Origin of the sequence: Pelistega indica, from assembly GCF_000506865.1 — a bacterium.
GTDB lineage: Bacteria > Pseudomonadota > Gammaproteobacteria > Burkholderiales > Burkholderiaceae_B > Taylorella > Taylorella indica.
Window position 1 is genome coordinate 12,204 of sequence record NZ_AYSV01000009.1, and the last position, 21,488, is coordinate 33,691.

Genomic DNA, 21,488 nt, shown 5'->3' on the forward strand with positions numbered 1-21,488 from the left:
AGTATCAACATCTGTAACATAGGATGATTCTAAACGAGTACTATTTTCTTCAAAATTGGCTGGTTTAGTCGATACTGTATCTGCATCGGTGGCTGACACTTTTTGAGGTTTGTTTTGAGTCTCTTTTAAAACCTCTTTAGGAGCAGTGTTTTGGTTATTATTAGCTTTAGTTGAAGTTTCTTTTGTAATCGTCGTATTAGCTTGTTCAGCACTGGTCTCTTGACGTTGCTTTCTATTTTGGCGACGAGATTGACGATTCTCAACTTGTTCTTTAGCCGCTTCTTTGTTGGCCTCTTTAGCTGCCTTTAATTCTTCCGCACGCTTGGCTTTACGAGCAATAGCTTTATCGTCATCCTGAGCTTTTTCTGGACGACGAGGGCGATTGCGTTGCTTATCTTGGCGATTATGTTTTGGTTGTGCCGGTAATCTCTTTTTTCTCTTGAGAATCCTCAACAGAAGGAGTGGCTGGCGTACCCATAAACCATGCTTTGATGCGTTGGAAGAAACCTATCGTAGGTTCTTGTGCTTTTACTGCGGGAGTAACGGCAGGTGTAGGAGCAGGGGTTTCGCGATGAATTCCTTTAACAATTGCTTCAGGACGTTGTTTTTCTTCATCTTTTTCTTTTTTGTCTTGCCAAGAAAGTGTCGTATTTTCAGGTGCTTCAATCATTTCTAAGCTAGACTTTTGCTCATCCATACGTGGGTCGTCGTAACGAACACGCTCAATATCATGATGAGGTGTTTCTATATTTTTGTTCGGGATAAGATAAATACGTACTTTTAGGCGTGTTTCGATTTTTACAATATCAGTACGCTTTTCATTGAGTAGGTAAGTAGCTACTTCAACAGGAACTTGCGCATAGATAGCCGCTGTATTTTCTTTCATCGCCTCTTCTACAAGTAGGCGTAAGATATTCAGTGCACTAGATTCTACGTCACGAATTACGCCTGTACCATTACAACGTGGGCAGGTAACATGTGAGCCTTCATTAAGTGAAGGGCGTAAACGTTGACGAGATAATTCCATTAAACCAAAACGAGAAATTTTACCCATCTGAACACGAGCACGATCAACATGTAGAGCATCTCTTAATTTTTGCTCAACAGCACGTTGGTTTTTGCTGTCTTCCATATCAATGAAATCGATAACAATCAAACCGCCTAAGTCACGCAAACGGAGTTGACGAGCAACTTCTTCGGCTGCTTCAAGATTGGTACGCATGGCAGTCTCTTCAATGTCAGTACCTCTAGTTGAACGTGCAGAGTTTACATCTACGGCTACTAAAGCTTCGGTATGGTCAATAACGATAGAACCACCAGAGGGTAATTGAACGTTACGTGAATAAGCTGTTTCAATTTGGTGCTCTACTTGGAAGCGAGAGAAAAGAGGAACAGCATTTCGATAACGTTTTACTTTTTGGACATTTTCAGGCATTACATCTTGCATGAAGGCTAATGCTTGATTATGGATATTATCAGTATCAATTAGAATTTCGGCGATATCGGGAGAGAAATAGTCTCGAATAGCACGAATAACTAAACTTGATTCTTGGTAGATAAGAACGGGAGCTGGGTATTGTTGAGATGCTGTAAAAATAGCATTCCATAGTTTTAATAAATATTTAAGGTCCCAATCTAATTCAGGAGCAGTACGACCAATACCAGCGGTACGAGCAATCATGCTCATTCCTTCTGGTAAATCTAGTTGTGACATGGTTTCACGTAATTCCTGTCTTTCTTCTCCGTCAATGCGGCGAGAAACACCGCCACCACGAGGATTATTTGGCATTAAGACAAGATAACGGCCGGCAAGAGAAATAAAAGTGGTTAAAGCAGCACCTTTGTTACCGCGTTCCTCTTTTTCTACTTGGATGATAAGCTCTTGTCCTTCGGCTAACGCATCCTGGATGCGAACATTACGGACATCAACGCCTTCTTTGAAGTAGCTACGTGCTACCTCTTTGAAGGGTAAAAAACCATGGCGCTCATGGCCATAGTTTACAAAGCAAGCTTCTAGACTAGGTTCGATGCGAGTAATTACACCCTTGTAGATATTACCTTTGCGTTGTTCACGACCTGCTGTTTCAATATCAATATCAAGGAGCTTTTGCCCATCTACGATAGCAACGCGTAATTCTTCTTGATGCGTTGCATTAAATAACATGCGTTTCATATTGGTTCTTCTCAATAAAAATTTAATGCATTCACCATAAATGCATTAACCCTAGGTATCGAGGGCAAACCAATTGCTCATGCAAAGAATCCCATGACCAATACTTGGTTGGGACTGTCTATATTAATGCGCTCAAGCTATGTTGAGCATAAAAAGTTTTACTGAAAACCTAGACTAAGCTCTCTAACATAATAGGCTCAAAAATCTAGATTTTTTAATCTTTCACTGTGCACAAACAAGGTTCTGACAAACGGATATATGCATTTACGTGGGTAGGGGATTAAATATAAAACTACCGCATTTCATAACGTAAATAAGCATGCGTTTGTAACCTTCAATTACCGAAATAGCGACACCTTTGCGTTAATTCTCTCGCGTCGTGCTAAAACGAAACACTGAGCTTTCTCTTCTGAAAGTTTCTTACGTGTGATAGGAGTTTTAGTCATTATGGTTAAACTATTCTCTCTCGGGTGAGCCATTATAGCATAGGGGGGGTAGATAAGAAAGAAATTAAAATCATTTAATTAGGAATAGGCTATATACCTTTAATGTATGAAATGAAATAAAGTGAGCCGATATGCATAAAACTAAAATCGCTTGGTTTGCGTTAAAATAAGTAATTAATTTACTGATGACAAGTATGGCTAAGCAATTATCATCTCCACTACAAAAAAAAATTTCCCCACAATCCTCTTCAGATAAGGTTAATGCTCTATTACAGGTGAGATTTGTGAAGATTGATGAGGGGGCTGATGGGCAAAGAATCGATAATTTTTTGCTACGTCAGTGTAAGGGTGTGCCGAAAAGTCATTTATACAAAGCTATTCGTTCGGGTCAAGTCAGGGTCAATAAAGGTCGTATTTCATCAGAATACCGTCTAAATGTAGGGGATGAAGTGCGAATTCCTCCTCTCAGAATGGCAGATCCTGATAGTAAACCACCTGTACCTAAAGCAGAATTTCCTATTATTTATGAAGATGATGCAATTTTAGTGATTAATAAACCAGCGGGAGTTGCTGTGCATGGTGGGAGTGGTGTTTCGTTCGGTGTGATTGAGCAGCTGCGATCGGCACGACCAGAGAGTAAGTTTTTAGAGTTATCTCACCGGTTAGATAAAGAGACTTCTGGTTTATTGATTATTGCGAAGAAAAGAAGTGCATTGGTTGTATTGCATGACATGATGCGACAATCCGAAGGGCATAAATCTTATCTAGCACTCGTTGTTGGGGAGTGGACGGCGAAAAGACAAGAAATTAAGTTGCCACTATATAAGTATTTAACGCCTGACGGTGAACGAAGAGTACGTGTTGACAAAGAACATGGAAAATATGCACATACCATTGTCACTAAATTGCAAGGGTATTTAGGATATACTTTGCTTGGTGCTCAGCTTAAAACAGGTAGAACTCATCAAATAAGAGTGCATTTAGCTTCTCAAGGTTTTCCTATTGTCGGTGATGAGAAATATGGAAAGGATGAGGTTCGTGAAGAAGTCTCGAAAAAAGGCTTTAAAAGAATGTTCTTACACGCCCATCGCTTGCAATTTACGCACCCATTGACTGGGGAAAAATTGCTTTTGGAAGCCCCTCTGCCTGTTGAGTGTTTGCGCTTCTTAGATCAGCTAAAAAAAGGATAAAAATAATGAAGTTTTCATTGGTAGTGTTTGATTGGGACGGCACATTAATGGACTCAACGCATTCTATTGTTGTTGCTATGCAAAATGCAGCGAGAGACTTAAATTTGACGGTGCCTAGTCATCAAGACGCGAGTTGGGTTATAGGAATTACTTTAGTGGATGCGTTGAAACGAGTTATTCCAGACTTAACGGATGACTTGGTTGACGATTTTGTGACTCGTTATAAATATCATTTTTTAACTCGAGACCCAGATTTACGCTTATTTCCGGGTAATTTACAACTATTAGATGAGTTGAAAAGTAAAGGCACTCAAATGGCGGTGGCGACAGGTAAGAGTCGAGTGGGGCTAGATAGGGCTTTGGCTAATCATCAGTTGGGTCATTTTTTTGATGCGACTAGAACATCAGATGAGACAGCAAGCAAACCTGATCCACTTATGTTGAATGAGATAATGGAAGAGCTTATGGTTGAGCCTGAAAATGTGGTGATGATAGGGGATACGACACATGATATTTTGCTAGCTAAAAATGCTGGTGTGCATTGTGTTGCTGTTACTTATGGTGCACATTCTAAGCAAGAACTTTATGAGGCAAAACCAGATCATGTTGTCGAGAGTGTTGATGAGCTCCATCGCTTATTATCTATTTATTGCTAATTAGACGTAGAATAAAAATTTGAATAATAGAAATACTCACCAAGAAAGGATAGTGTCATGTGGCTCAAATTAAAACCAGTATTGTTTCTTATCTCGTTATTGCCTTTGGCAAGGTGGATATATTTGTATAGCGCACAACAATTAGGGCAAGATCCAGGATTATGGTTAATGTCTTCTTCTGGTCAAACTACCTTAAGTTTTCTAATTATTACATTATGTATGACTCCTTTGCGTCAATTGACTAAGCAACAGGGCTTTATCTTATGGCGTCGCATGTTTGGGTTGTTCACTTTTTTCTATGCAACTTGTCATTTGCTCTTATGGTCAGGCATGGAGCGACATTTTAGTTTCGCTTTGATGGGTAAGGATATTGTAGAGCGACCTGCTATCGTATTTGGTTTATTTAACTATGTCTTGTTATGTATCTTAGCTATAACGTCTAATCAGGCTATGGTACGCAAGCTAGGAAGAAATTGGCGACGTTTGCATCGCTTGGTTTATATAGTAGCGGTTTTTGCCGTTATACATGCTATTTTTATGCAAAGATCTGATGCGTCTATAGCGGATATTTATGCTTTTACCGCGGTTGTATTTATATTATTAGTATGGCGTATTGTTGCTCAACGTATACGGCAGCAACGTATTCAGCAACAATTGCAAGCGATTAAGCCTAAGTGATTTTATCCACTGATCTACTATTATGTTCAAAAAATTATTTAAATCTGTTGTTGCTATATGTTGCTTAGTATTGAGCGCTTGTGCGACGGGACCTGTAGATGAGTACCGAGAAGCAAAAGGGCAGGACAGTCGAGTTAAATATATTATCCTACATTACACGTGGGAATCCTTAATGGATTCAATAAAAATTTTAACCGAGCAAGAGGTTTCTGCTCATTATTTGATTACAGATGAGGAACCAGCTAGAGTCATTCAATTGGTGGATGAGAATCGTAGGGCATGGCATGCTGGAAAGAGCCAATGGGGTACAGACACTAACTTAAATGCTCAATCTATTGGAATTGAGATTGTTAATTTGGGACCCAAACAGAGTGGCAAAAAAGTTCCGTCTGATATTAATCAATGGCAAGCCTATACTAGCTCACAAATAGAACGTCTAATTGTTTTATTAAAAGATATCCAACAAAGACATCAAATTCAGGGAAAAAATATTCTCGCGCATAGCGATATCGCACCTCAGCGTAAGCTTGATCCTGGACCAGCTTTTCCTTGGCAATGGCTTGCCCAAGAAGGGTTGGGGCGATGGTATGATGAACATCAGGTGGCTAGTCTGACTAGAAAATATAAAAAAGAGGGGTTGCCTAGTACACTCTCATTACAAAAAGCCTTGAAAACACTAGGTTATGATATTGAACTGACGGGTGATTGGACGAGTAAGAGTCAGCAAGTATTGCGAGCCTTTCAGATGCATTACCGACCGGTAAAATTTGATGGTAGGATGGATGCCCAAACGGCAGCTATTCTGATGAATCTTCGAGCGATGGAAGCGTCAGAGAACTAATTCTGTAGTATCTATTGTGGTACTTGTGGTTCAGAGCTGCTTCCGTTTGCTCAGCGGTGTACTGTTCAAGCTAAAAATAAAAATAAGGTAGCTTGTTTGTCAATATCAGGAACAGCTTGCTTTTTCCATTCAGCAATGGTGTAGGTTTTTATCCATTCGGCATCTGTGGTAATAGCACGCGCAATACAAAGTCTAGTGCTGGGTTTTAGGGTATCTAATAGGGATTGAAACATAGCTAAATTACGGTAGGGTGTTTCAATAAAAAGTTGTGTTTGTTGGTGCTTTTGTGAGTAACTTTCCCATTGTTGCAATTGCTTTACGCGTTCATGTGGTTGTACAGGAGCATAACCATGAAAGGCGAAACGTTGTCCATCCAGACCACTAGCCATTAGTCCTAGCAATAGAGAAGAGGGGCCAACCCAAGGAATGACTCGGATATTCATTTTGTGAGCTTCCTTGACGACTATGGCTCCAGGGTCAGCCACTGCAGGGCAACCAGCTTCGGAGACTAAACCAATACGTCCTTGACTTCCGGGGTTTTTTAACCATTCTCTAATCTCTTGTGGGCTAGTTTTAGATGTTAAAGTGTGAATGATAATTTCTTGGATTGGTTTTACTGGGGTAACAAGTTTTAGAAAAGCACGTGCTGTTTTAGCATTTTCAGCGATATAGACATCAATTTCTGATGCGAGTGTTTGAGCTTCTTGAGGAAGCCAGCGTTGGATCGGGGCATTACCAAGCCCTACCGGGATAAGATGTAAACTAGTCATTATTAAATGAGTCCTGCTTTTAGTGTTGGGTTAAGTCCAAAATGTCTTAGCATTTGTGCTAATTCAATGAGTGGGAGCCCTATAATTGCTGTTGGGTCGTCACTACTTAGTTTTTCCATCAATGTAATCCCCAAACTTTCTGCTTTGGCGCTACCAGCGGTATCAAAAGGTTGCTCAATTTGTAAGTAGTGATCAATTTCGGCATCAGTTAATTGTCTAAAATAGGCATGAGTAATAACATTTCTTAGAAAGGATTTCTGTTCCTTTGCATACAGCTAGTGCAGAGTGAAATTGAACATGTTGTCCGCTTAATTGACGTAGTTGTTGTTGTGCTTTTACAAAAGAACCGGGTTTGCCAATAGGGTCATTTCCAAGGGTGGCAACTTGGTCTGATCCGATAACGATTGCATCAGGGAATTGTTTACAGATAGCCTGCGCTTTTTCTATAGACAGCCTGATGGCTAGTTCTACGGGCGATTCAGCCGGTTTGGGCGTTTCATCAATATTAGGTGAAATAGTTTCAAAAGGCAGTTGAAAACGTTCTAGCATCATTTTTCGGTATTTTGAAGATGAGGCTAAAATCAATCGAAATTCTGAGTTTTTCATTGTTTTATTTGACCAAAATTTAATATCAGGTTATTATTTTATGTTTCACGGGAATTGTGAGTTTCTACGGAAAGCACATTTTCGTATTATATATTAGGCTAATTCTAGTAGCTAGTGTGTTTGAGGTGCATTTAATAGATGCGCGGAGAGTAAAGTGGAGAAATATATTGATTTAATGGATTTGGTGCGTTTAGGGCACGAAGTTCATCAGCAAAATCCACTGTCACGCTTTTTGCGTCTTACGGAAGATTTACCAGAACAGACTGATGAAAATCAAGTGTCTTGGAGCATAAAAGGCCATCAAAAGCCGCATGGTCCCGCACTGGTAAAACTTAGTATCACGGCGAACCCACGGTTGCAATGTCAGCGCTGCATGAAATTATTTAATTACGATGTAGCTTCTGAGGTAGAATTACAAGTTGTCACGTCGGAGCGAGCATTTAATGCAGATGTCTCTGAATCAGGCGAAATTGACAATGATGCCTATGAGAAAATTTTAGCTAACAAACCAGTAGATATGTTGGCGTTAGTTGAAGACGAACTTATTTTAAGTTTGCCTTATATTCCTAAGCATGATATATGCCCAGAGTTGGCAGAAATGCCAGAGGATAACTTAGAGAAAAGACCTTCTCCCTTTGCAGTGCTTGAGAAGCTTAAACATTAATTTAATTTTATCTGTCTCTTAGCGATACAGTATTTTTTGGAGTCATCATGGCTGTTCAACAAAACAAGAAAACACCATCTAAACGTGGTATGCATCGTTCTCACGATTTCCTAACTAACCCACCAACAGCGATTGAGCCAACAACTGGCGAATTGCACTTACGTCACCACATTAGCCCTAATGGTGTTTATCGTGGTCGTAAAGTTCTAAAAACGAAAAACGACGAATAATTTTTATTAGTAAATAAAAACTTAATCGTGGTACGTATCGCTATTGATTGCATGGGGGGAGACTTTGGTCTCCCCGTTACTCTTCCTGCTTCCGTACAAGTAGCAGAGGATTACCCAGAGGTGCATTTTTTATTAGTGGGTGATAAAACCCAGATCGAAACTGCATTAAAATCAGCGAAACCTTCTCGACTATCTCAATTCACTGTTGTGCATGCTGAAGAAAGTATTCAGATGGATGACTCTATTGAGGTGGCTCTTCGTCGAAAACGAAAATCTTCCATGCATTTAGCATTGCTGGCTGTTAAAGAACAGCAAGCTGATGCTTGTGTCTCTGCAGGCAACACGGGTGCATTAATGGCTGTTGCTCGCTTCATATTAAAAACATTGGATGGTATTGATAGACCAGCCATTGCTTCTGCTATTCCTAATCAGTTAGGCAAAGGAACAACCGTCCTAGATTTAGGTGCAAATGTTGATTGCACACCAGAGCATTTATTGCAGTTTGCCTTAATGGGATCTGCATTATCACAGGCGATTGATGGAATTCCTGAACCAAAAGTAGGTTTACTAAACATCGGTAGTGAAGCCATTAAAGGCAATGACGTTGTTAAGAAAACAGGTGACCTTTTACAGTCTGCCCCTATTAATTTCATTGGAAATGTAGAGGGCGATGATATTTTTAAGGGAACTGCCAATGTTGTTGTTTGTGATGGTTTTGTCGGAAATGTCTTATTAAAATCAGTTGAAGGTTTAGCAAAGATGATCAGCAAGAAAATTAAAGAGAATTTTTTAAGTTCACTTTATAATAAGTTTGCTGCTTTAATTGCTCGTCCAGTGCTCTCTAAATTTCGTGATGAGGTTGATAATCGTCGTTATAATGGTGCTGCATTGTTGGGTTTACGTGGGGTTGTATTTAAAAGTCACGGTTCAGCAGATATACTAGCGTTTAGATGTGCAATTGAACGTGCAAAACGAGCTGTTGAAAGCCAGCTATTAGATAAAACTGTATTGACCATACAGCAAATGACGCATTTGCATCAAGAAACTAATCAGAATAATAACAACATCCTTTCATAGGATGTGGTGACATCAGGAGATTTAACCATGCCATTCGCAAAGATTATAGGTTCAGGTAGTGCTTTGCCAGAAAACATTGTTTCAAACGATGTTTTAGCTGATCAGCTTGCCAAAAAAGGAATTGAAACTTCAGATGAGTGGATATTTACGCGAACAGGTATTAAACAGCGTTATATAGCAGCAGACAATATTAAAACAAGTGATTTAGCGACTGAAGCGGCTAGAAAAGCGATTGAAGATGCAGGAATTTCAGCTGATGAAATTGATTTGATTGTCTTGGCGACATCAACGCCAGATTATATTTTTCCTAGTACAGCTTGTTTGGTGCAAGCAAAGTTAGGTATCAAAGGCGGAGCCGCATTTGACGTACAAGCTGTTTGCAGTGGTTTTGTTTATGCGCTTACAACAGCAGATAGTTATATTCGTGCCGGGAATGCTAAATGTGCACTTGTCATTGGTGCTGAGACATTTACACGCATTCTGGATTGGAATGATAGAGGAACTTGTGTATTATTTGGGGATGGTGCAGGTGCAATGGTGCTTAAGGTCTCTGAAGAGCCAGGTATTTTAGCGACACAACTAAATGCGGATGGCAGTTTACACACAATCTTGCGTACAGAAGGCGCTATTCATCATGGGCAAGTTACTGGAGATCCATTTTTACGTATGGATGGTCAGGCTGTATTTAAAAAGGCAGTGACGTCTTTAGAGGATTCTGCGTTAAAAGTTTGTGAGAAAGCTTCTATCCGTCCAGAGGATATTGATTGGATGGTGCCACATCAAGCTAATGTTAGAATTATTAATTCATTGGGTAGAAAATTGGGTATTCCTGAGGAAAAAGTTGTGGTTACAGTAGATAAGCATGCTAATACTTCTGCTGCAAGTGTACCTTTAGCTTTTGATGTTGCTTATAAAGATGGTCGCATCAAAGAAGGGCAAACTATCCTATTGCAAGGCGTTGGTGGTGGTTTCACTTGGGGCTCAGTTTTAGTTAAATTATAAGATAATAAAGAGGGAAGAGAAGTGATGAAATTAGCTATGGTATTTCCTGGGCAAGGGTCTCAAGCGGTTGGTATGCTTGATGCATGGAAAGAGGTTGCAGTGGTGCAAAACATTATGCAGAGAGCTAGTAATGCACTAGACCAAGATTTAGTAAACTTAATTGCTAATGGACCAGCCGAACAACTTAATCTTACAACAAATACACAGCCTGTTATGTTGGCTGCTAGTTACGCTATGTACCAAGCTTATATTGAGCAGGGAGGTGTTATTCCATCAGTAGTGGCTGGCCATAGTTTAGGAGAATATACAGCATTAGCCGCTGCAGGAGTGATTTCGTTAGAAGACGCAGTGAAACTAGTGCGTATTCGTGCAAATGCTATGCAAGATGCTGTTCCTGTGGGTGCTGGCTCTATGGCAGCTATTTTAGGTTTAGATGACGAAACCGTTCAAAAGGTGTGCAATGAAGCCGCACAGGGTGAAGTAGTTGAGGCAGTAAATTTTAATGCTCCAGCGCAAGTAGTTATTGCTGGGCATAAAGCCGCTGTCGAAAGGGCTTGTGAATTAGCCAAAAAAGAAGGAGCTAAGAGAGCATTAGTATTACCGGTCTCAGCACCGTTCCATTCTTCATTGTTAAAGCCTGCCGCGACTATTCTTGAAAAAGCTTTAAATCAACTGGATTTAGTATCTGCAAGCATTGATATTATTAATAATGTCGATGTAGAGACAGTAACAGACTCTATTCTCATCAAAGATGGTTTAGTGCGTCAAGCTTGGCATCCAGTACGTTGGGTTGAGACTATTCAACGTATGCAAAAAGAGGGTGTTACTCATATCGTGGAATGCGGACCAGGGAAAGTATTAACAGGTTTAGTAAAACGTATTGCGCCTGAAATTCAAGCGTTATCTATTACTGATCCTACATCATTAGCATCAACTTTGGATGCCTTAAAAAATTAAGGAAGAGTTATGACAAAAGAACTAACAGGTCAGATAGCGCTAGTAACAGGTGCGAGTCGTGGTTTAGGGCAAGCAATAGCTTTAGAACTTGCTAAACGAGGTGCGATAGTTGTTGGTACAGCAACGACTGAGAATGGTGCACAAAGTGTTTCTGAACAGTTAACTCCTTTTGGTGGGCGTGGCGTCGTGCTAAACGTGACTGATGCGGCAGCAAGTGATGCTCTTTTAGCTGAGTTAGCTGCTGAGGGTGGTCCACATATTCTGGTGAATAATGCGGGCATTACTCGTGATGGTCTTATTATGCGTATGAAAGATGAGGATTGGGATGCTGTGATTCAGACGAATTTAACAGCTGTATTCCGTCTTTGCCGTGGTGTAATTAGACCAATGGTTAAAGCCAGAGGTGGCAGAATTATTAATGTGACATCCGTGGTTGGAGAAAGTGGAAACCCAGGTCAAGTTAACTATGCGGCTGCAAAAGCAGGTGTTGCTGGTTTGACTCGTGCTTTAGCGAGAGAAATTGGTAGTCGTAATATTACGGTTAATTGTGTTGCACCAGGATTTATTGATACTGATATGACACGTGCACTTGGTGATGAAGCAACAAATGCATTATTAAGCCAAATTCCTATGGCTCGCTTAGGACAAGTGAACGATATTGCACAAGCTGTAGCGTTCTTAGCTAGTCCAGGTGCAGGGTATATCACAGGTAATACGTTACATGTGAACGGTGGTATGTATATGTCCTAAGGTTTCTTAGGCTGTCAAGAATTTTAATTTTTTGTTTTTGTTCGTTTTTTGCAAAAAATGAACAAATTTTTATAAAATGCAAACTGGCAGTTGTGTTTGTATTTACAGTAGTGAGTACATTGAGTGCTGATTTTTTTTTAATTTAAAACAACCCTTTGTGTTGCATAGGGTATAACTTGGGGAATGATCCCTATTGGAGATTTACATGGACATCGAACAACGCGTCAAGAAAATCGTTGCAAAACAGTTAGGTGTAAGCGAAGCAGAAATCAAAAATGAGTCTTCATTTCTTGACGACTTAGGTGCCGATTCACTAGATATGGTTGAATTAGTTATGGCTTTTGAAGATGAGTTCGAAGCTAGCATTACTGATGAGCAAGCTGAAACTATTACAACAGTTCAAAAAGCGATTGATTTCATTTCAGCTCAAAAAGCTTAATGAGAATATCTGTTTTTTTGAAAATATGACAGAGGTAGTTCAAACAAGTATTTTGTACTGCCTCGTCTCAAAGAGCGTCTTGGAAAAATCTAGCAGTGTTGTTCTGTATTTTCCAAAACGCTTTTTTTAGGTCAATATAAAATTTCAAACATGATTTGAATGAAAACGGGAGTTGTCTGTGAAGAGACGAGTTGTTATTACAGGTTTAGGTATTGTTTCACCAGTAGGAAATACACTGGCTACGGCTTGGGATAATATCGTAAATGGACGTTCAGGTATTACTAATATTACTCGTTTTGATGCGAGTGCTTTTAATTCACAAGTAGCTGCTGAAGTGAAGGATTTTAATGCTGAGAACTATATCGGTGCTAAAGAAATTAAGCAGATGGACACGTTTATCCACTATGGTTTAGCGGCATCTATTGATGCTTGGCGTGATTCTGGTCTAGAAGTGACCGAAGAAAATGCTCATCGTTTTGGTGCTATTGTTAGCTCAGGCATTGGCGGACTTAAACGTATTGAAGAAACACAAACAGATTATTTAGAAAAAGGTCCACGCCGTATTTCGCCTTTTTTTGTTCCAGCCTCATTGATTAATCTTATTTCAGGTCACTTAACTATTATGTTAGGTTTAAAAGGACCGAGTTATGCTGTTGTTTCTGCGTGTACGACAGGATTGCACTCAATTGGTGATGCGGCTAGATTGATTGAATATGGTGACGCTGATGTGATGTTGGCGGGTGGTGCAGAAGCGACAGTTTCTCCATTAGGTATTGGTGGTTTTGCGGCTATGCGTGCATTATCAACAAGAAATGATGATCCTCAAACAGCATCTCGTCCTTGGGATAAGGATCGTGATGGTTTCGTATTAGGTGAAGGTGCTGGTGTTCTTGTTTTGGAAGAATATGAACATGCAATAAAGCGTGGTGCTAAGATTTATGGTGAATTTGTGGGCTACGGAATGAGTTCGGATGCTCATCACATCACTGCACCTGATCGTGAAGGACCATGTCGTGGTATTCAGAATGCCTTACGCAATGCTGGTATCAATGCAGATCAAATTAACTACGTTAATGCACATGGTACCTCAACACCGTTAGGTGATAAAAATGAAACTGAAGCATTGAAATTAGCGTTGGGTGATCATGCATATAAAACCGTTGTAAACTCGACAAAATCAATGACAGGTCACTTATTAGGTGCGGCTGGTGGTATTGAAGCAGTCTTCACAACATTAGCTGTTCATCATCAAGTTTCTCCACCGACTATTAATATTTTTAACCAAGATCCAGAGTGTGATTTGGATTATTGTGCCAATACAGCACGTGATTTAAAAATTGATTACGCCTTATCTAACTCATTTGGATTTGGTGGTACTAATGGTTCGATGATTGTTAAGAAAATTTAGGATTAACCATGTTAATCCGTTCTCTTCCAGACTATTGGGCAAATAGTTTAGTCTTGTCTCAGTCAAGAGGAGAATTACATATAAAAGCCCTATTATTGATGTTGGCAATTTTTGTCCTATTAGGAGGAAATTTCGCTCTCATGGTAGTAGGGCTTTTTTATGCTTACCAAAAACTTCAAAAAACCCCTTCTTTATGGGTATTATCATATTCTCCTCAACAGCTTAGTTTGGTTAGTGATGAACGGGCTTATCAAGGTGATGCTATTAATATTTCCAAGGGACCATTCTGGTGGCAATTGGCTATTCGAGAAATAGATGGAAAATGCTCCAATCCGATAATCATTTGGAAATGGCAGTTGTCTGATAAAGCATGGCGAAAATTTAATGTGGTCATGCATTATTTGCAGTACAAACAAGCCTAATCGCTTAATAAAAAATTTCCTCTTGTTTCATGGGGTTGAAAAAAAAATAGAATGACTATAGACTATTGATATCCATATAAGACTCCCTATTGCAAGGATTCAACATGTTTACTCTAAAAAAATTATCTGCCTCTTTGTTAGCGCTTTCTTTGGCCATTTCTTCATCTGCTATTGCGGAAAATAATATTTCTTCGGTATCTAATACTGTCCCTACTAGTCAAACGGCACCACTAGTGATGGGCTTACCTGATTTTACGCCAGTAGTTCAAGCAACAGAAAATGGTGTAGTAAATATTAGAACAATGAGCAAAGTAAGCTCGCAATCTGGGATGGGGGACTTTGATGGTAGCAATCCAGAAGACCTTTTCCGGTTTTTCTTTGGTCCTGATTTCCCTCTACAGACTCCTAAACGTAATACACCAAAACCAAGCAACCCTAATTCAGAAAGAATAGAGCCTAGCGGTGTAGGTTCAGGATTTATCATCTCAGAGGACGGCTATATTATTACCAATGACCATGTGGTTGATGATGCTACTAAAGTGATTGTGACGTTGAATGATGGTAAGGAATATACAGCTAAAGTTATTGGATCAGACAAACGAACTGATATTGCTTTATTGAAAATTGATGCTAAAGCTCTTAGTGCTTTAGCGATGGGTGACTCAGAGAAACTGAAAAAAGGTCAATGGGTCGTAGCGATTGGTTCGCCTTATGGTCTAGAGTCAACAGTGACTTCTGGTATTGTTAGTGCTATCAATCGTGATACAGGGGATTATTTACCATTTATTCAAACAGATGTGGCTATTAATCCAGGTAACTCTGGTGGACCATTAATTGATCTGGCTGGTAAGGTTGTGGGTGTTAATTCACAGATTTATACCCGTAGTGGTGGATTTATGGGAATTTCGTTCTCTATTCCTATTAATGAAGCGATGAAAATTGTTGAACAACTTAAAAGCACTGGTACTGTTCAGCGTGGTCGCATAGGTGTGATGATTGGTGAGGTTAAAAAAGAAGTAGCTGATGCGTTAGGCCTAAAAGATACTAAAGGTGCTTTGGTGAGCAATGTTGAACCTGGTAGCCCCGCTGAAAAAGCTGGTATCAAATCTGGCGATGTCATCGTTAGTTTTGCGGGCAAGACTATTAACAAATGGAATGATTTACCTCGCTTAGTAGGAATGACTAAACCTGGGACACAATCGGATATTACGGTATGGCGTCGAGGTAAAGAAATTACGGTACCTGTTACCTTAGACCAGACAGCAGCTGATAAAAAAGTGACTGCCACTGGCGAGAATAATGCAGATAATGCTAGTCAGTTTGATAAATTAGGTTTATCAGTCACTGAATTAACAGATGCTCAAAAACAAAAATTCCGTGTTAATAATGGCGTTGTAGTGAATGATGTCGAAGGGCTGGCGCAAGATGTAGGATTGCGTAAGGATGATATTATTTTGGCTATTAATGACAAAGATATCATGTCAGTAAAACAGTTTCAAAATGAGGTGAAACAATTACCTGCAAATAAAGCAGCTGCACTATTAATTCGTCGTGAAGATTTGACGCAATGGGTCACTGTTACACCTAAAAAATAAGTTACAATGTTGGATTGAATAATTTTTACTATTTTTTCGATGCAACACATTCGTAACTTCTCAATTATTGCACATATCGATCACGGTAAATCAACTTTAGCGGATCGCTTAATTCAACGGACAGGGGGCTTGGCTGACCGAGAGATGTCAGCTCAAGTCCTTGACTCAATGGATATTGAGCGTGAACGTGGAATTACCATTAAGGCACAAACAGCTTCTTTGCAGTACAAAGCTAAGGACGGTAAGACCTATAACTTAAATATTATTGATACACCAGGACACGTAGATTTTTCCTATGAAGTCAGTCGTTCATTGTCGGCTTGTGAGGGAGCTTTATTAGTCGTTGACGCAAGTCAAGGGGTTGAAGCACAAACAGTTGCCAATTGTTATACCGCTATTGACTTAGGTGTAGAAGTTATTCCAGTGCTTAATAAAATGGATTTGCCTTCGGCAAACCCAGATGAAGCTCGAGAAGAAATAGAGGATGTGATTGGTATTGATGCTCATGATGCTGTATTGGCGAGTGCAAAAACAGGCATGGGTATTGATGAGATCTTAGAAGTCATTGTAAATAAAGTGCCACCTCCCAAAGGTGATCCCAATAAGCCATTGCAAGCCTTAATTATTGATTCATGGTTTGATAATTATGTTGGTGTTGTGATGTTGGTTAGAATTGTCAATGGTACGCTTAAACTCAAAGATAAAGTGAGTTTTATGGCGACAGGGGCGTCACACTTGGTTGAGCAATTAGGGGTATTTACGCCTAAGTCATCTCCTCGTCCGCAATTATCTGCTGGAGAAGTAGGCTTCATTATCACGGGAATTAAAGAGCTTGCTCATGCAAAAGTGGGCGATACCATTACACTGGCACAAAACCCAGCCGCAGAACCTTTACCTGGATTTAAAGAAATTAAGCCACAGGTATTTGCTGGTTTGTATCCTGTTGAAAGTAGTGAATACGATCAACTACGAGATTCCTTAGAAAAATTAAAGCTCAATGATGCGGCACTCATGTTTGAGCCAGAAGTATCGCAGGCATTAGGTTTTGGCTTCCGTTGTGGTTTCTTAGGACTGTTACATATGGAAATTGTCCAAGAACGCCTAGAACGAGAGTTCGATATGGATCTGATTACGACAGCACCGTCTGTGGTATATGAGGTTGAAAAAACAGATGGTGAAGTGGTCATGATTGATAGTCCATCGCGTATGCCAGATGTAGGGTATATTCGTGATATTCGTGAGCCAATGGTCAATGTGACGTTATTTATGCCACAAGATTATGTGGGGCCTGTGATGACGTTATGTAATAACAAACGTGGTATTCAAAAGAATATGAGTTACCATGGGCGTCAAGTTCATTTGACGTATGAAATTCCATTAGCTGAAATTGTGTTAGATTTTTTTGATAAATTAAAATCGGTGTCACGTGGTTATGCTTCAATGGACTATGAGTTCTTAGAATATCGTAGTGCAGATGTGGTGAGAGTTGATTTATTAATTAATGGTGACAAAGTAGATGCTTTATCTATGATGGTACACCGTTCAGTCGCTCGTTATCGTGGACGTGAAGTAGTTAGTAAAATGCGAGGGTTAATACCTCGACAAATGTATGACGTTGCGGTACAAGCAGCTATCGGAGCTGAAATTATTGCACGTGAAAATGTTAAAGCACTGCGTAAAAACGTTTTGGCAAAATGTTATGGTGGTGATATCACTCGTAAACGTAAATTACTCGAAAAACAAAAAGCGGGTAAAAAACGTATGAAACAAGTTGGTAGTGTGGAGATTCCACAAGAAGCTTTCCTTGCTATTTTGCAAGTTGAGGATAAATAAGCGAGGTTAATAAACGATGGATTTTGCGGTTATATTTTTTATTCTTTTAGTCGTAACATGGGCGATTAAACTATTGGATAAATGGGTCTTAAAACCTCGTCGCGTTGCCACCTATGGTGCTGAGCATGCAGATGAGTATCGCTCTAAACTAGTAGAATATGCGGTTGGTTTTTTTCCTGGTGATTTTATTTGTATTTGTTCTACGATCATTTGTGGTAGAACCTTTTCGCATTCCATCGGGATCGATGTTACCGACATTAGAAAGTGGCGATATGATTTTGGTTAATAAATTTTCTTATGGTATTCGCTTGCCTATTATTAATCAGAAAATTATTCCATTAGGTGATCCTCAAAGAGGAGATGTGGTGGTATTTAAATACCCAGTGGATACCAAAGTAGATTATATTAAACGTATTGTAGGTGTGCCTGGAGACGTTATTCGTTTTGAAAATAAGCGTTTAAGTGTCAATGGTGAACAGTTGCCATTACAAGAAGTGGGTCCTTATGTGAATCCAAGTCAGCAATCTGGGTCACCAATGCGTTTCAAAGAAAAATTGGGTGAAGTTGAGCACGATATTTTATTATTGCCCATGCAAGGCCAAATTCGTCCAATTGTGAACTTCCCTAAATTTGATCAATGTACTTATCCAAGTGCAACAGCGGTAGAGTGTAAAGTTCCAGAAGGTTATTATTTTGCTATGGGAGACAATCGTGATAATAGTCAGGATAGTCGTTTCTGGGGGTTTGTACCAGACAAAAATATAGTGGGTAAAGCCTTTTTTATCTGGATGAATTTTAATGAGTTTGGTCGTATAGGATCATCAGTAAACTAATGAAATACCAAAGATTACAAGAACGTTTATCATATAAATTCACAAATATGAATTTGTTAATGCGTGCATTAACTCATCGGAGTTATAGTATGCAGCACAATGAAAGATTAGAGTTCTTAGGTGATTCAATTCTAAATTTTTCAGTGGCTTCTTTATTGTTTACGTTATTACAACATCAAGATGAAGGTGATTTGTCGCGTATTCGTTCTAGCTTGGTTAATCAATCTACCTTAGCTGAATTGGCCATTCAATTAGAGCTACCAGATTTATTATTGTTAGGTGAGGGTGAGCTAAAAAGTGGTGGATTTAGACGACCTTCAATTTTAGCAGATGCTATGGAAGCAATTTTTGGTGCAATTTATTTAGATAATGGTATTGAACAAGCACAACAAGTGATTGAAAAGCTTTACCGTCCTTTATTAAAGGATGTGGACTTTTCAACATTGGGCAAAGATGCCAAAACATTATTACAGGAAATGTTGCAAGCTCGTCGTTTGCCTTTACCTCAATATACTGTATTAGCAACAACTGGTGCGGCACATGATCAACAGTTTGAAGTTGAGTGTAGTGTTCCTGATTTGAATTTATCTGCTTCAGCAACGGGTGGTAGCCGTAGAGCTGCAGAGCAAAGTGCCGCCAAAATTGTGATTAACCAACTTAAGCAAGTATCACCAAATAAGAAAAGCATTGTAAAAGCTAAACAACGTGTTGTTACCCAATTGACCTTACCAGTTGCAGTGGAGCAGGAGATAAAATGACTGAGCAGACATCTTTTAAAACAGGTTTTATTGCGGTCGTAGGTCGCCCTAATGTTGGTAAATCAACGCTTATTAATGCCTTAATTGGAGGCAAAATTTCTATTGTGTCACGTAAGGCTCAGACAACGAGACATAGAATTCATGGTGTACTAACACAAGATAATAAACAGTTTATATTTGTGGATACGCCAGGCTTTCAAACACGTCATGGTGGTACGATGAATCGTATGATGAATCGTGTTGTGACACAAACATTAGCCGATGTAGATGTTGTTGTGCATGTAGTTGAGGCTGGCAAATGGGGAGAAGGGGATGATAATGTGGTGCCTTTATTACCTACATCGAAAAAGTGTATTCTAGTGATTAGTAAAGTTGATTTACTCAAAAGCAAAAATGATTTGTTTGAATTTACCAGCAAAATCTTACAAAAATTTCCTTATGATGCGGTAGTTCCTTTGAGTGCTGTTAAAGATATTCAGCTCAATGTATTATTGGATGAGATTGCACAACGGTTGCCAGAAGGTGAGCCGATGTTTGATGAAGATGCCATGACAGATCGTTCAGTGCGCTTTATCACCGCCGAACTAATTCGGGAGAAAATTTTCCGTTTAGTAGGAGATGAACTACCTTATGCCAGCACAGTCCAAATAGAAAAATGGGATGAAACTCCAGAGGGTGTACATATCAATGCGTGTGTTGTGGTAGAAAGAGAAAGCCATAAACCCATTTTGCTAGGTGCAAAAGGTATGCATATGAAACGAATTGCGACGGAGGCACGTCAGGATATTCGAGAGATGCTAGATAAGCCTGTTTTTCTAGAAATTTATATCAAAGTACGTAAAGGTTGGTCTGATAAAGAAAGTGCTTTACGTGACCTTGGTTATGAGTAAACGTCAGCACAAAGTTATTGATGCCCATGCTTTTTTATTAAAAGCGATTCCATGGAGCGAAACGTCTTGTGTCGCTACGGTATTTTCTCGTGATTATGGACTCGTTGCAGGTATTGCTAAAGGTGCCAAAAGACCGTATTCCGTCATGCGTCCTATTTTGTCTCATTTTCAACCCTTAGTTGTCTCATGGAGTGGGACAGGTGAGGTGAAAACTATTACTCAAGCTGAATTTGATGGGTTTATTGCATTGCCGTCAAAAGCATTAATGTCAGCATGGTATTTGAATGAATTATTATTGCGAAGCTTACCCCCGGAAGATTCTTTTTCTATTTTATATGACGAATATGTGTTTGCTTTACAAAACTTAAGTTCAGGTCTAGACGAAAGAATCGTATTACGACGTTTTGAATGGTTGTTACTTAAAGAAGTTGGTTATGGTATGGATGAATCGATGCCTGATTTTTATCAGCTAGAGAGTGAACCATTATTGAGACAAAGGCTGAGACAAGCTATTGATAATTACTTAGAGGGTAAAACACTCAATACGCGTAAAGTGGTTACAGAATTAAAAAATAGCTATCCTCGTTAATAAAAAACGTATCCCCTGATTATGGAACGCTTTTGCTATAAACAAATAACAGATTGTTTTATATGCCTATTGGTCTATAACCTTGCCAGTTAGGCTTGTCTGGTTTTCCATTCGGATTAGCATGAAGATGAATGTATAAGGTTTTGTGGTATGTTCATGTTGAAATTGATGTAGTGCTAGACATTGATCTACATCTTTAAGGTTATCTTTGTGTTGGTGATCTTTACCAACTAGAAGCGTCTGAAGAGCTTTCTGCTTGGCTTGCTCTGGACTATTTGCTACGAATAGTCCATAATCATGTTGCTCTGCCAACGAGCCAGGTGTATAACCACCGACATAAACAAAGAATAGTTTTTCTTGCTGATGCGTGGGAGGCGTTTCAGACAATATAATGTCAAAGCCGTCTGCCCAATTAAGCACTGTATAGCCATCGAGATGGATTTTATCTGGGTCACCAAACCAGCGTTGGCGTAGCGTAGGAATGGCTTCTTCAACATTGTGATCAACTACAAATTGTATGTCATGGACTTCAATAGTAGAAAAACCAGCATTTCCACCAAGATAAAACATATAGAGCTGTTGCATAGTAAAATGAAAAATATGATTAAGTAAAAAGAAAAAATAGCGGTTGCTATCTAAACATAAGTACAATCTCATTATATTAATAAGATTCGCTTTATT

20 protein-coding genes and 3 pseudogenes are annotated in these 21,488 nt (G+C 39.4%); 19 read left to right on the forward strand and 4 right to left on the reverse strand.

Translation table 11 applies throughout. The annotated features are described in order from the left end of the window. Positions 1-210: 210 nt before the first annotated feature. Positions 211-2,173: pseudogene (locus V757_RS29825) on the reverse strand (Rne/Rng family ribonuclease); the annotation flags it as partial. Positions 2,174-2,813: 640 nt separating this feature from the next. Between V757_RS29825 and V757_RS16715 the strand changes: the two are divergent. The 4 genes from V757_RS16715 to V757_RS16730 are packed head-to-tail and all read left to right on the forward strand — an operon-like array spanning position 2,814 to position 5,984. Beyond that, the gene (locus V757_RS16715; protein WP_023949135.1) at positions 2,814-3,809 is read left to right on the forward strand and encodes an RluA family pseudouridine synthase; all 996 of its coding nucleotides are present in this window, start codon (positions 2,814-2,816) and stop codon (positions 3,807-3,809) included. Positions 3,810-3,814: 5 nt separating this feature from the next. After that, the gene (locus tag V757_RS16720) at positions 3,815-4,465 is read left to right on the forward strand and encodes an HAD-IA family hydrolase (RefSeq protein WP_023949137.1); all 651 of its coding nucleotides are present in this window, start codon (positions 3,815-3,817) and stop codon (positions 4,463-4,465) included. Positions 4,466-4,522: 57 nt separating this feature from the next. Beyond that, positions 4,523-5,143: a protein-methionine-sulfoxide reductase heme-binding subunit MsrQ gene (locus V757_RS16725; RefSeq protein WP_023949139.1), complete on the forward strand. Its 621-nt coding sequence runs from the start codon at positions 4,523-4,525 to the stop codon at positions 5,141-5,143. A 22-nt stretch (positions 5,144-5,165) separates the two neighbouring features. After that, the gene (locus V757_RS16730; protein WP_023949141.1) at positions 5,166-5,984 is read left to right on the forward strand and encodes an N-acetylmuramoyl-L-alanine amidase; all 819 of its coding nucleotides are present in this window, start codon (positions 5,166-5,168) and stop codon (positions 5,982-5,984) included. A 65-nt stretch (positions 5,985-6,049) separates the two neighbouring features. On the opposite strand, the gene V757_RS16735 is transcribed toward V757_RS16730, so the two are convergent. Then, the gene (locus V757_RS16735; protein ID WP_143000559.1) at positions 6,050-6,757 is read right to left on the reverse strand and encodes an SAM-dependent methyltransferase; all 708 of its coding nucleotides are present in this window, start codon (positions 6,755-6,757) and stop codon (positions 6,050-6,052) included. After that, positions 6,757-7,360, reverse strand: a pseudogene (locus tag V757_RS16740) (Maf family nucleotide pyrophosphatase). The gene V757_RS16735 and the pseudogene V757_RS16740 overlap by 1 nt, the downstream one beginning before the upstream one ends. A 154-nt stretch (positions 7,361-7,514) precedes the next feature. Here V757_RS16740 and V757_RS16745 point away from each other — a divergent pair. From V757_RS16745 to recO, 15 genes and pseudogenes are all read left to right on the forward strand, one after another. Then, positions 7,515-8,024, forward strand: coding sequence for a YceD family protein (locus V757_RS16745; RefSeq protein WP_023949145.1), 510 nt, complete (start codon positions 7,515-7,517; stop codon positions 8,022-8,024). 47 nt (positions 8,025-8,071) lie between these two features. Beyond that, positions 8,072-8,254, forward strand: a complete 183-nt coding sequence (gene rpmF, locus V757_RS16750) for a 50S ribosomal protein L32 (protein WP_023949147.1) — start codon at positions 8,072-8,074, stop codon at positions 8,252-8,254. A 27-nt stretch (positions 8,255-8,281) separates the two neighbouring features. After that, a complete protein-coding gene (plsX, locus tag V757_RS16755) occupies positions 8,282-9,331 on the forward strand; it encodes a phosphate acyltransferase PlsX (protein WP_023949149.1) in 1,050 nt (349 codons plus the stop codon). A gap of 27 nt (positions 9,332-9,358) precedes the next feature. Further along, positions 9,359-10,333 carry a beta-ketoacyl-ACP synthase III gene (locus V757_RS16760; protein ID WP_023949151.1) on the forward strand — a complete coding sequence of 325 codons (975 nt, stop codon included), beginning with the start codon at positions 9,359-9,361 and terminating at the stop codon, positions 10,331-10,333. A 24-nt stretch (positions 10,334-10,357) separates the two neighbouring features. Continuing rightward, the gene (fabD, locus tag V757_RS16765) at positions 10,358-11,290 is read left to right on the forward strand and encodes an ACP S-malonyltransferase (RefSeq protein ID WP_023949153.1); all 933 of its coding nucleotides are present in this window, start codon (positions 10,358-10,360) and stop codon (positions 11,288-11,290) included. 9 nt (positions 11,291-11,299) lie between these two features. Then, entirely contained in the window at positions 11,300-12,040 is a 741-nt protein-coding gene (fabG, locus tag V757_RS16770; RefSeq protein WP_023949155.1) for a 3-oxoacyl-ACP reductase FabG, read from the forward strand. 205 nt (positions 12,041-12,245) lie between these two features. Next, positions 12,246-12,479 carry an acyl carrier protein gene (gene acpP, locus V757_RS16775; RefSeq protein WP_023949157.1) on the forward strand — a complete coding sequence of 78 codons (234 nt, stop codon included), beginning with the start codon at positions 12,246-12,248 and terminating at the stop codon, positions 12,477-12,479. 178 nt (positions 12,480-12,657) lie between these two features. Continuing rightward, a complete protein-coding gene (gene fabF, locus V757_RS16780) occupies positions 12,658-13,887 on the forward strand; it encodes a beta-ketoacyl-ACP synthase II (RefSeq protein WP_023949159.1) in 1,230 nt (409 codons plus the stop codon). A gap of 8 nt (positions 13,888-13,895) precedes the next feature. Continuing rightward, complete coding sequence (locus V757_RS16785; protein ID WP_023949160.1) at positions 13,896-14,309, forward strand: hypothetical protein; 414 nt, start codon at positions 13,896-13,898, stop codon at positions 14,307-14,309. Positions 14,310-14,413: 104 nt separating this feature from the next. Beyond that, positions 14,414-15,904 carry a DegQ family serine endoprotease gene (locus V757_RS16790; RefSeq protein ID WP_023949161.1) on the forward strand — a complete coding sequence of 497 codons (1,491 nt, stop codon included), beginning with the start codon at positions 14,414-14,416 and terminating at the stop codon, positions 15,902-15,904. Positions 15,905-15,943: 39 nt separating this feature from the next. Then, positions 15,944-17,737, forward strand: a complete 1,794-nt coding sequence (gene lepA, locus V757_RS16795) for a translation elongation factor 4 (RefSeq protein ID WP_023949162.1) — start codon at positions 15,944-15,946, stop codon at positions 17,735-17,737. A 16-nt stretch (positions 17,738-17,753) separates the two neighbouring features. Further along, positions 17,754-18,570, forward strand: a pseudogene (gene lepB / locus V757_RS16800) (signal peptidase I). Next, positions 18,570-19,328 carry a ribonuclease III gene (gene rnc / locus V757_RS16805; protein ID WP_023949163.1) on the forward strand — a complete coding sequence of 253 codons (759 nt, stop codon included), beginning with the start codon at positions 18,570-18,572 and terminating at the stop codon, positions 19,326-19,328. The pseudogene lepB and the gene rnc overlap by 1 nt, the downstream one beginning before the upstream one ends. Beyond that, positions 19,325-20,218 carry a GTPase Era gene (gene era, locus V757_RS16810; RefSeq protein ID WP_023949164.1) on the forward strand — a complete coding sequence of 298 codons (894 nt, stop codon included), beginning with the start codon at positions 19,325-19,327 and terminating at the stop codon, positions 20,216-20,218. The genes rnc and era overlap by 4 nt, the downstream gene beginning before the upstream one ends. Beyond that, positions 20,211-20,807, forward strand: coding sequence for a DNA repair protein RecO (recO, locus tag V757_RS16815; protein WP_023949165.1), 597 nt, complete (start codon positions 20,211-20,213; stop codon positions 20,805-20,807). The genes era and recO overlap by 8 nt, the downstream gene beginning before the upstream one ends. A gap of 66 nt (positions 20,808-20,873) precedes the next feature. Here recO and V757_RS16820 read toward each other — a convergent pair whose 3' ends face one another. Beyond that, positions 20,874-21,377, reverse strand: a complete 504-nt coding sequence (locus V757_RS16820; protein WP_218184465.1) for a DUF1543 domain-containing protein — start codon at positions 21,375-21,377, stop codon at positions 20,874-20,876. Positions 21,378-21,488: the final 111 nt, after the last annotated feature.

Excerpts from the sequence above, each read along its gene's own strand:
- fabD (WP_023949153.1), top strand. The coding sequence starts at position 10,358 with ATGAAATTAGCTATGGTATTTCCTGGGCAAGGGTCTCAAGCGGTTGGT.
- recO (WP_023949165.1), top strand. The coding sequence starts at position 20,211 with ATGAGTAAACGTCAGCACAAAGTTATTGATGCCCATGCTTTTTTATTA.
- rpmF (WP_023949147.1), top strand. The coding sequence starts at position 8,072 with ATGGCTGTTCAACAAAACAAGAAAACACCATCTAAACGTGGTATGCAT.
- lepA (WP_023949162.1), top strand. The coding sequence starts at position 15,944 with ATGCAACACATTCGTAACTTCTCAATTATTGCACATATCGATCACGGT.
- V757_RS16730 (WP_023949141.1), top strand. The coding sequence starts at position 5,166 with ATGTTCAAAAAATTATTTAAATCTGTTGTTGCTATATGTTGCTTAGTA.
- V757_RS16760 (WP_023949151.1), top strand. The coding sequence starts at position 9,359 with ATGCCATTCGCAAAGATTATAGGTTCAGGTAGTGCTTTGCCAGAAAAC.
- V757_RS16720 (WP_023949137.1), top strand. The coding sequence starts at position 3,815 with ATGAAGTTTTCATTGGTAGTGTTTGATTGGGACGGCACATTAATGGAC.
- rnc (WP_023949163.1), top strand. The coding sequence starts at position 18,570 with ATGAAATACCAAAGATTACAAGAACGTTTATCATATAAATTCACAAAT.
- V757_RS16785 (WP_023949160.1), top strand. The coding sequence starts at position 13,896 with ATGTTAATCCGTTCTCTTCCAGACTATTGGGCAAATAGTTTAGTCTTG.
- era (WP_023949164.1), top strand. The coding sequence starts at position 19,325 with ATGACTGAGCAGACATCTTTTAAAACAGGTTTTATTGCGGTCGTAGGT.
- V757_RS16790 (WP_023949161.1), top strand. The coding sequence starts at position 14,414 with ATGTTTACTCTAAAAAAATTATCTGCCTCTTTGTTAGCGCTTTCTTTG.
- acpP (WP_023949157.1), top strand. The coding sequence starts at position 12,246 with ATGGACATCGAACAACGCGTCAAGAAAATCGTTGCAAAACAGTTAGGT.
- V757_RS16725 (WP_023949139.1), top strand. The coding sequence starts at position 4,523 with ATGTGGCTCAAATTAAAACCAGTATTGTTTCTTATCTCGTTATTGCCT.
- V757_RS16820 (WP_218184465.1), bottom strand. The coding sequence starts at position 21,377 with ATGTTTTATCTTGGTGGAAATGCTGGTTTTTCTACTATTGAAGTCCAT.
- V757_RS16715 (WP_023949135.1), top strand. The coding sequence starts at position 2,814 with ATGGCTAAGCAATTATCATCTCCACTACAAAAAAAAATTTCCCCACAA.
- fabG (WP_023949155.1), top strand. The coding sequence starts at position 11,300 with ATGACAAAAGAACTAACAGGTCAGATAGCGCTAGTAACAGGTGCGAGT.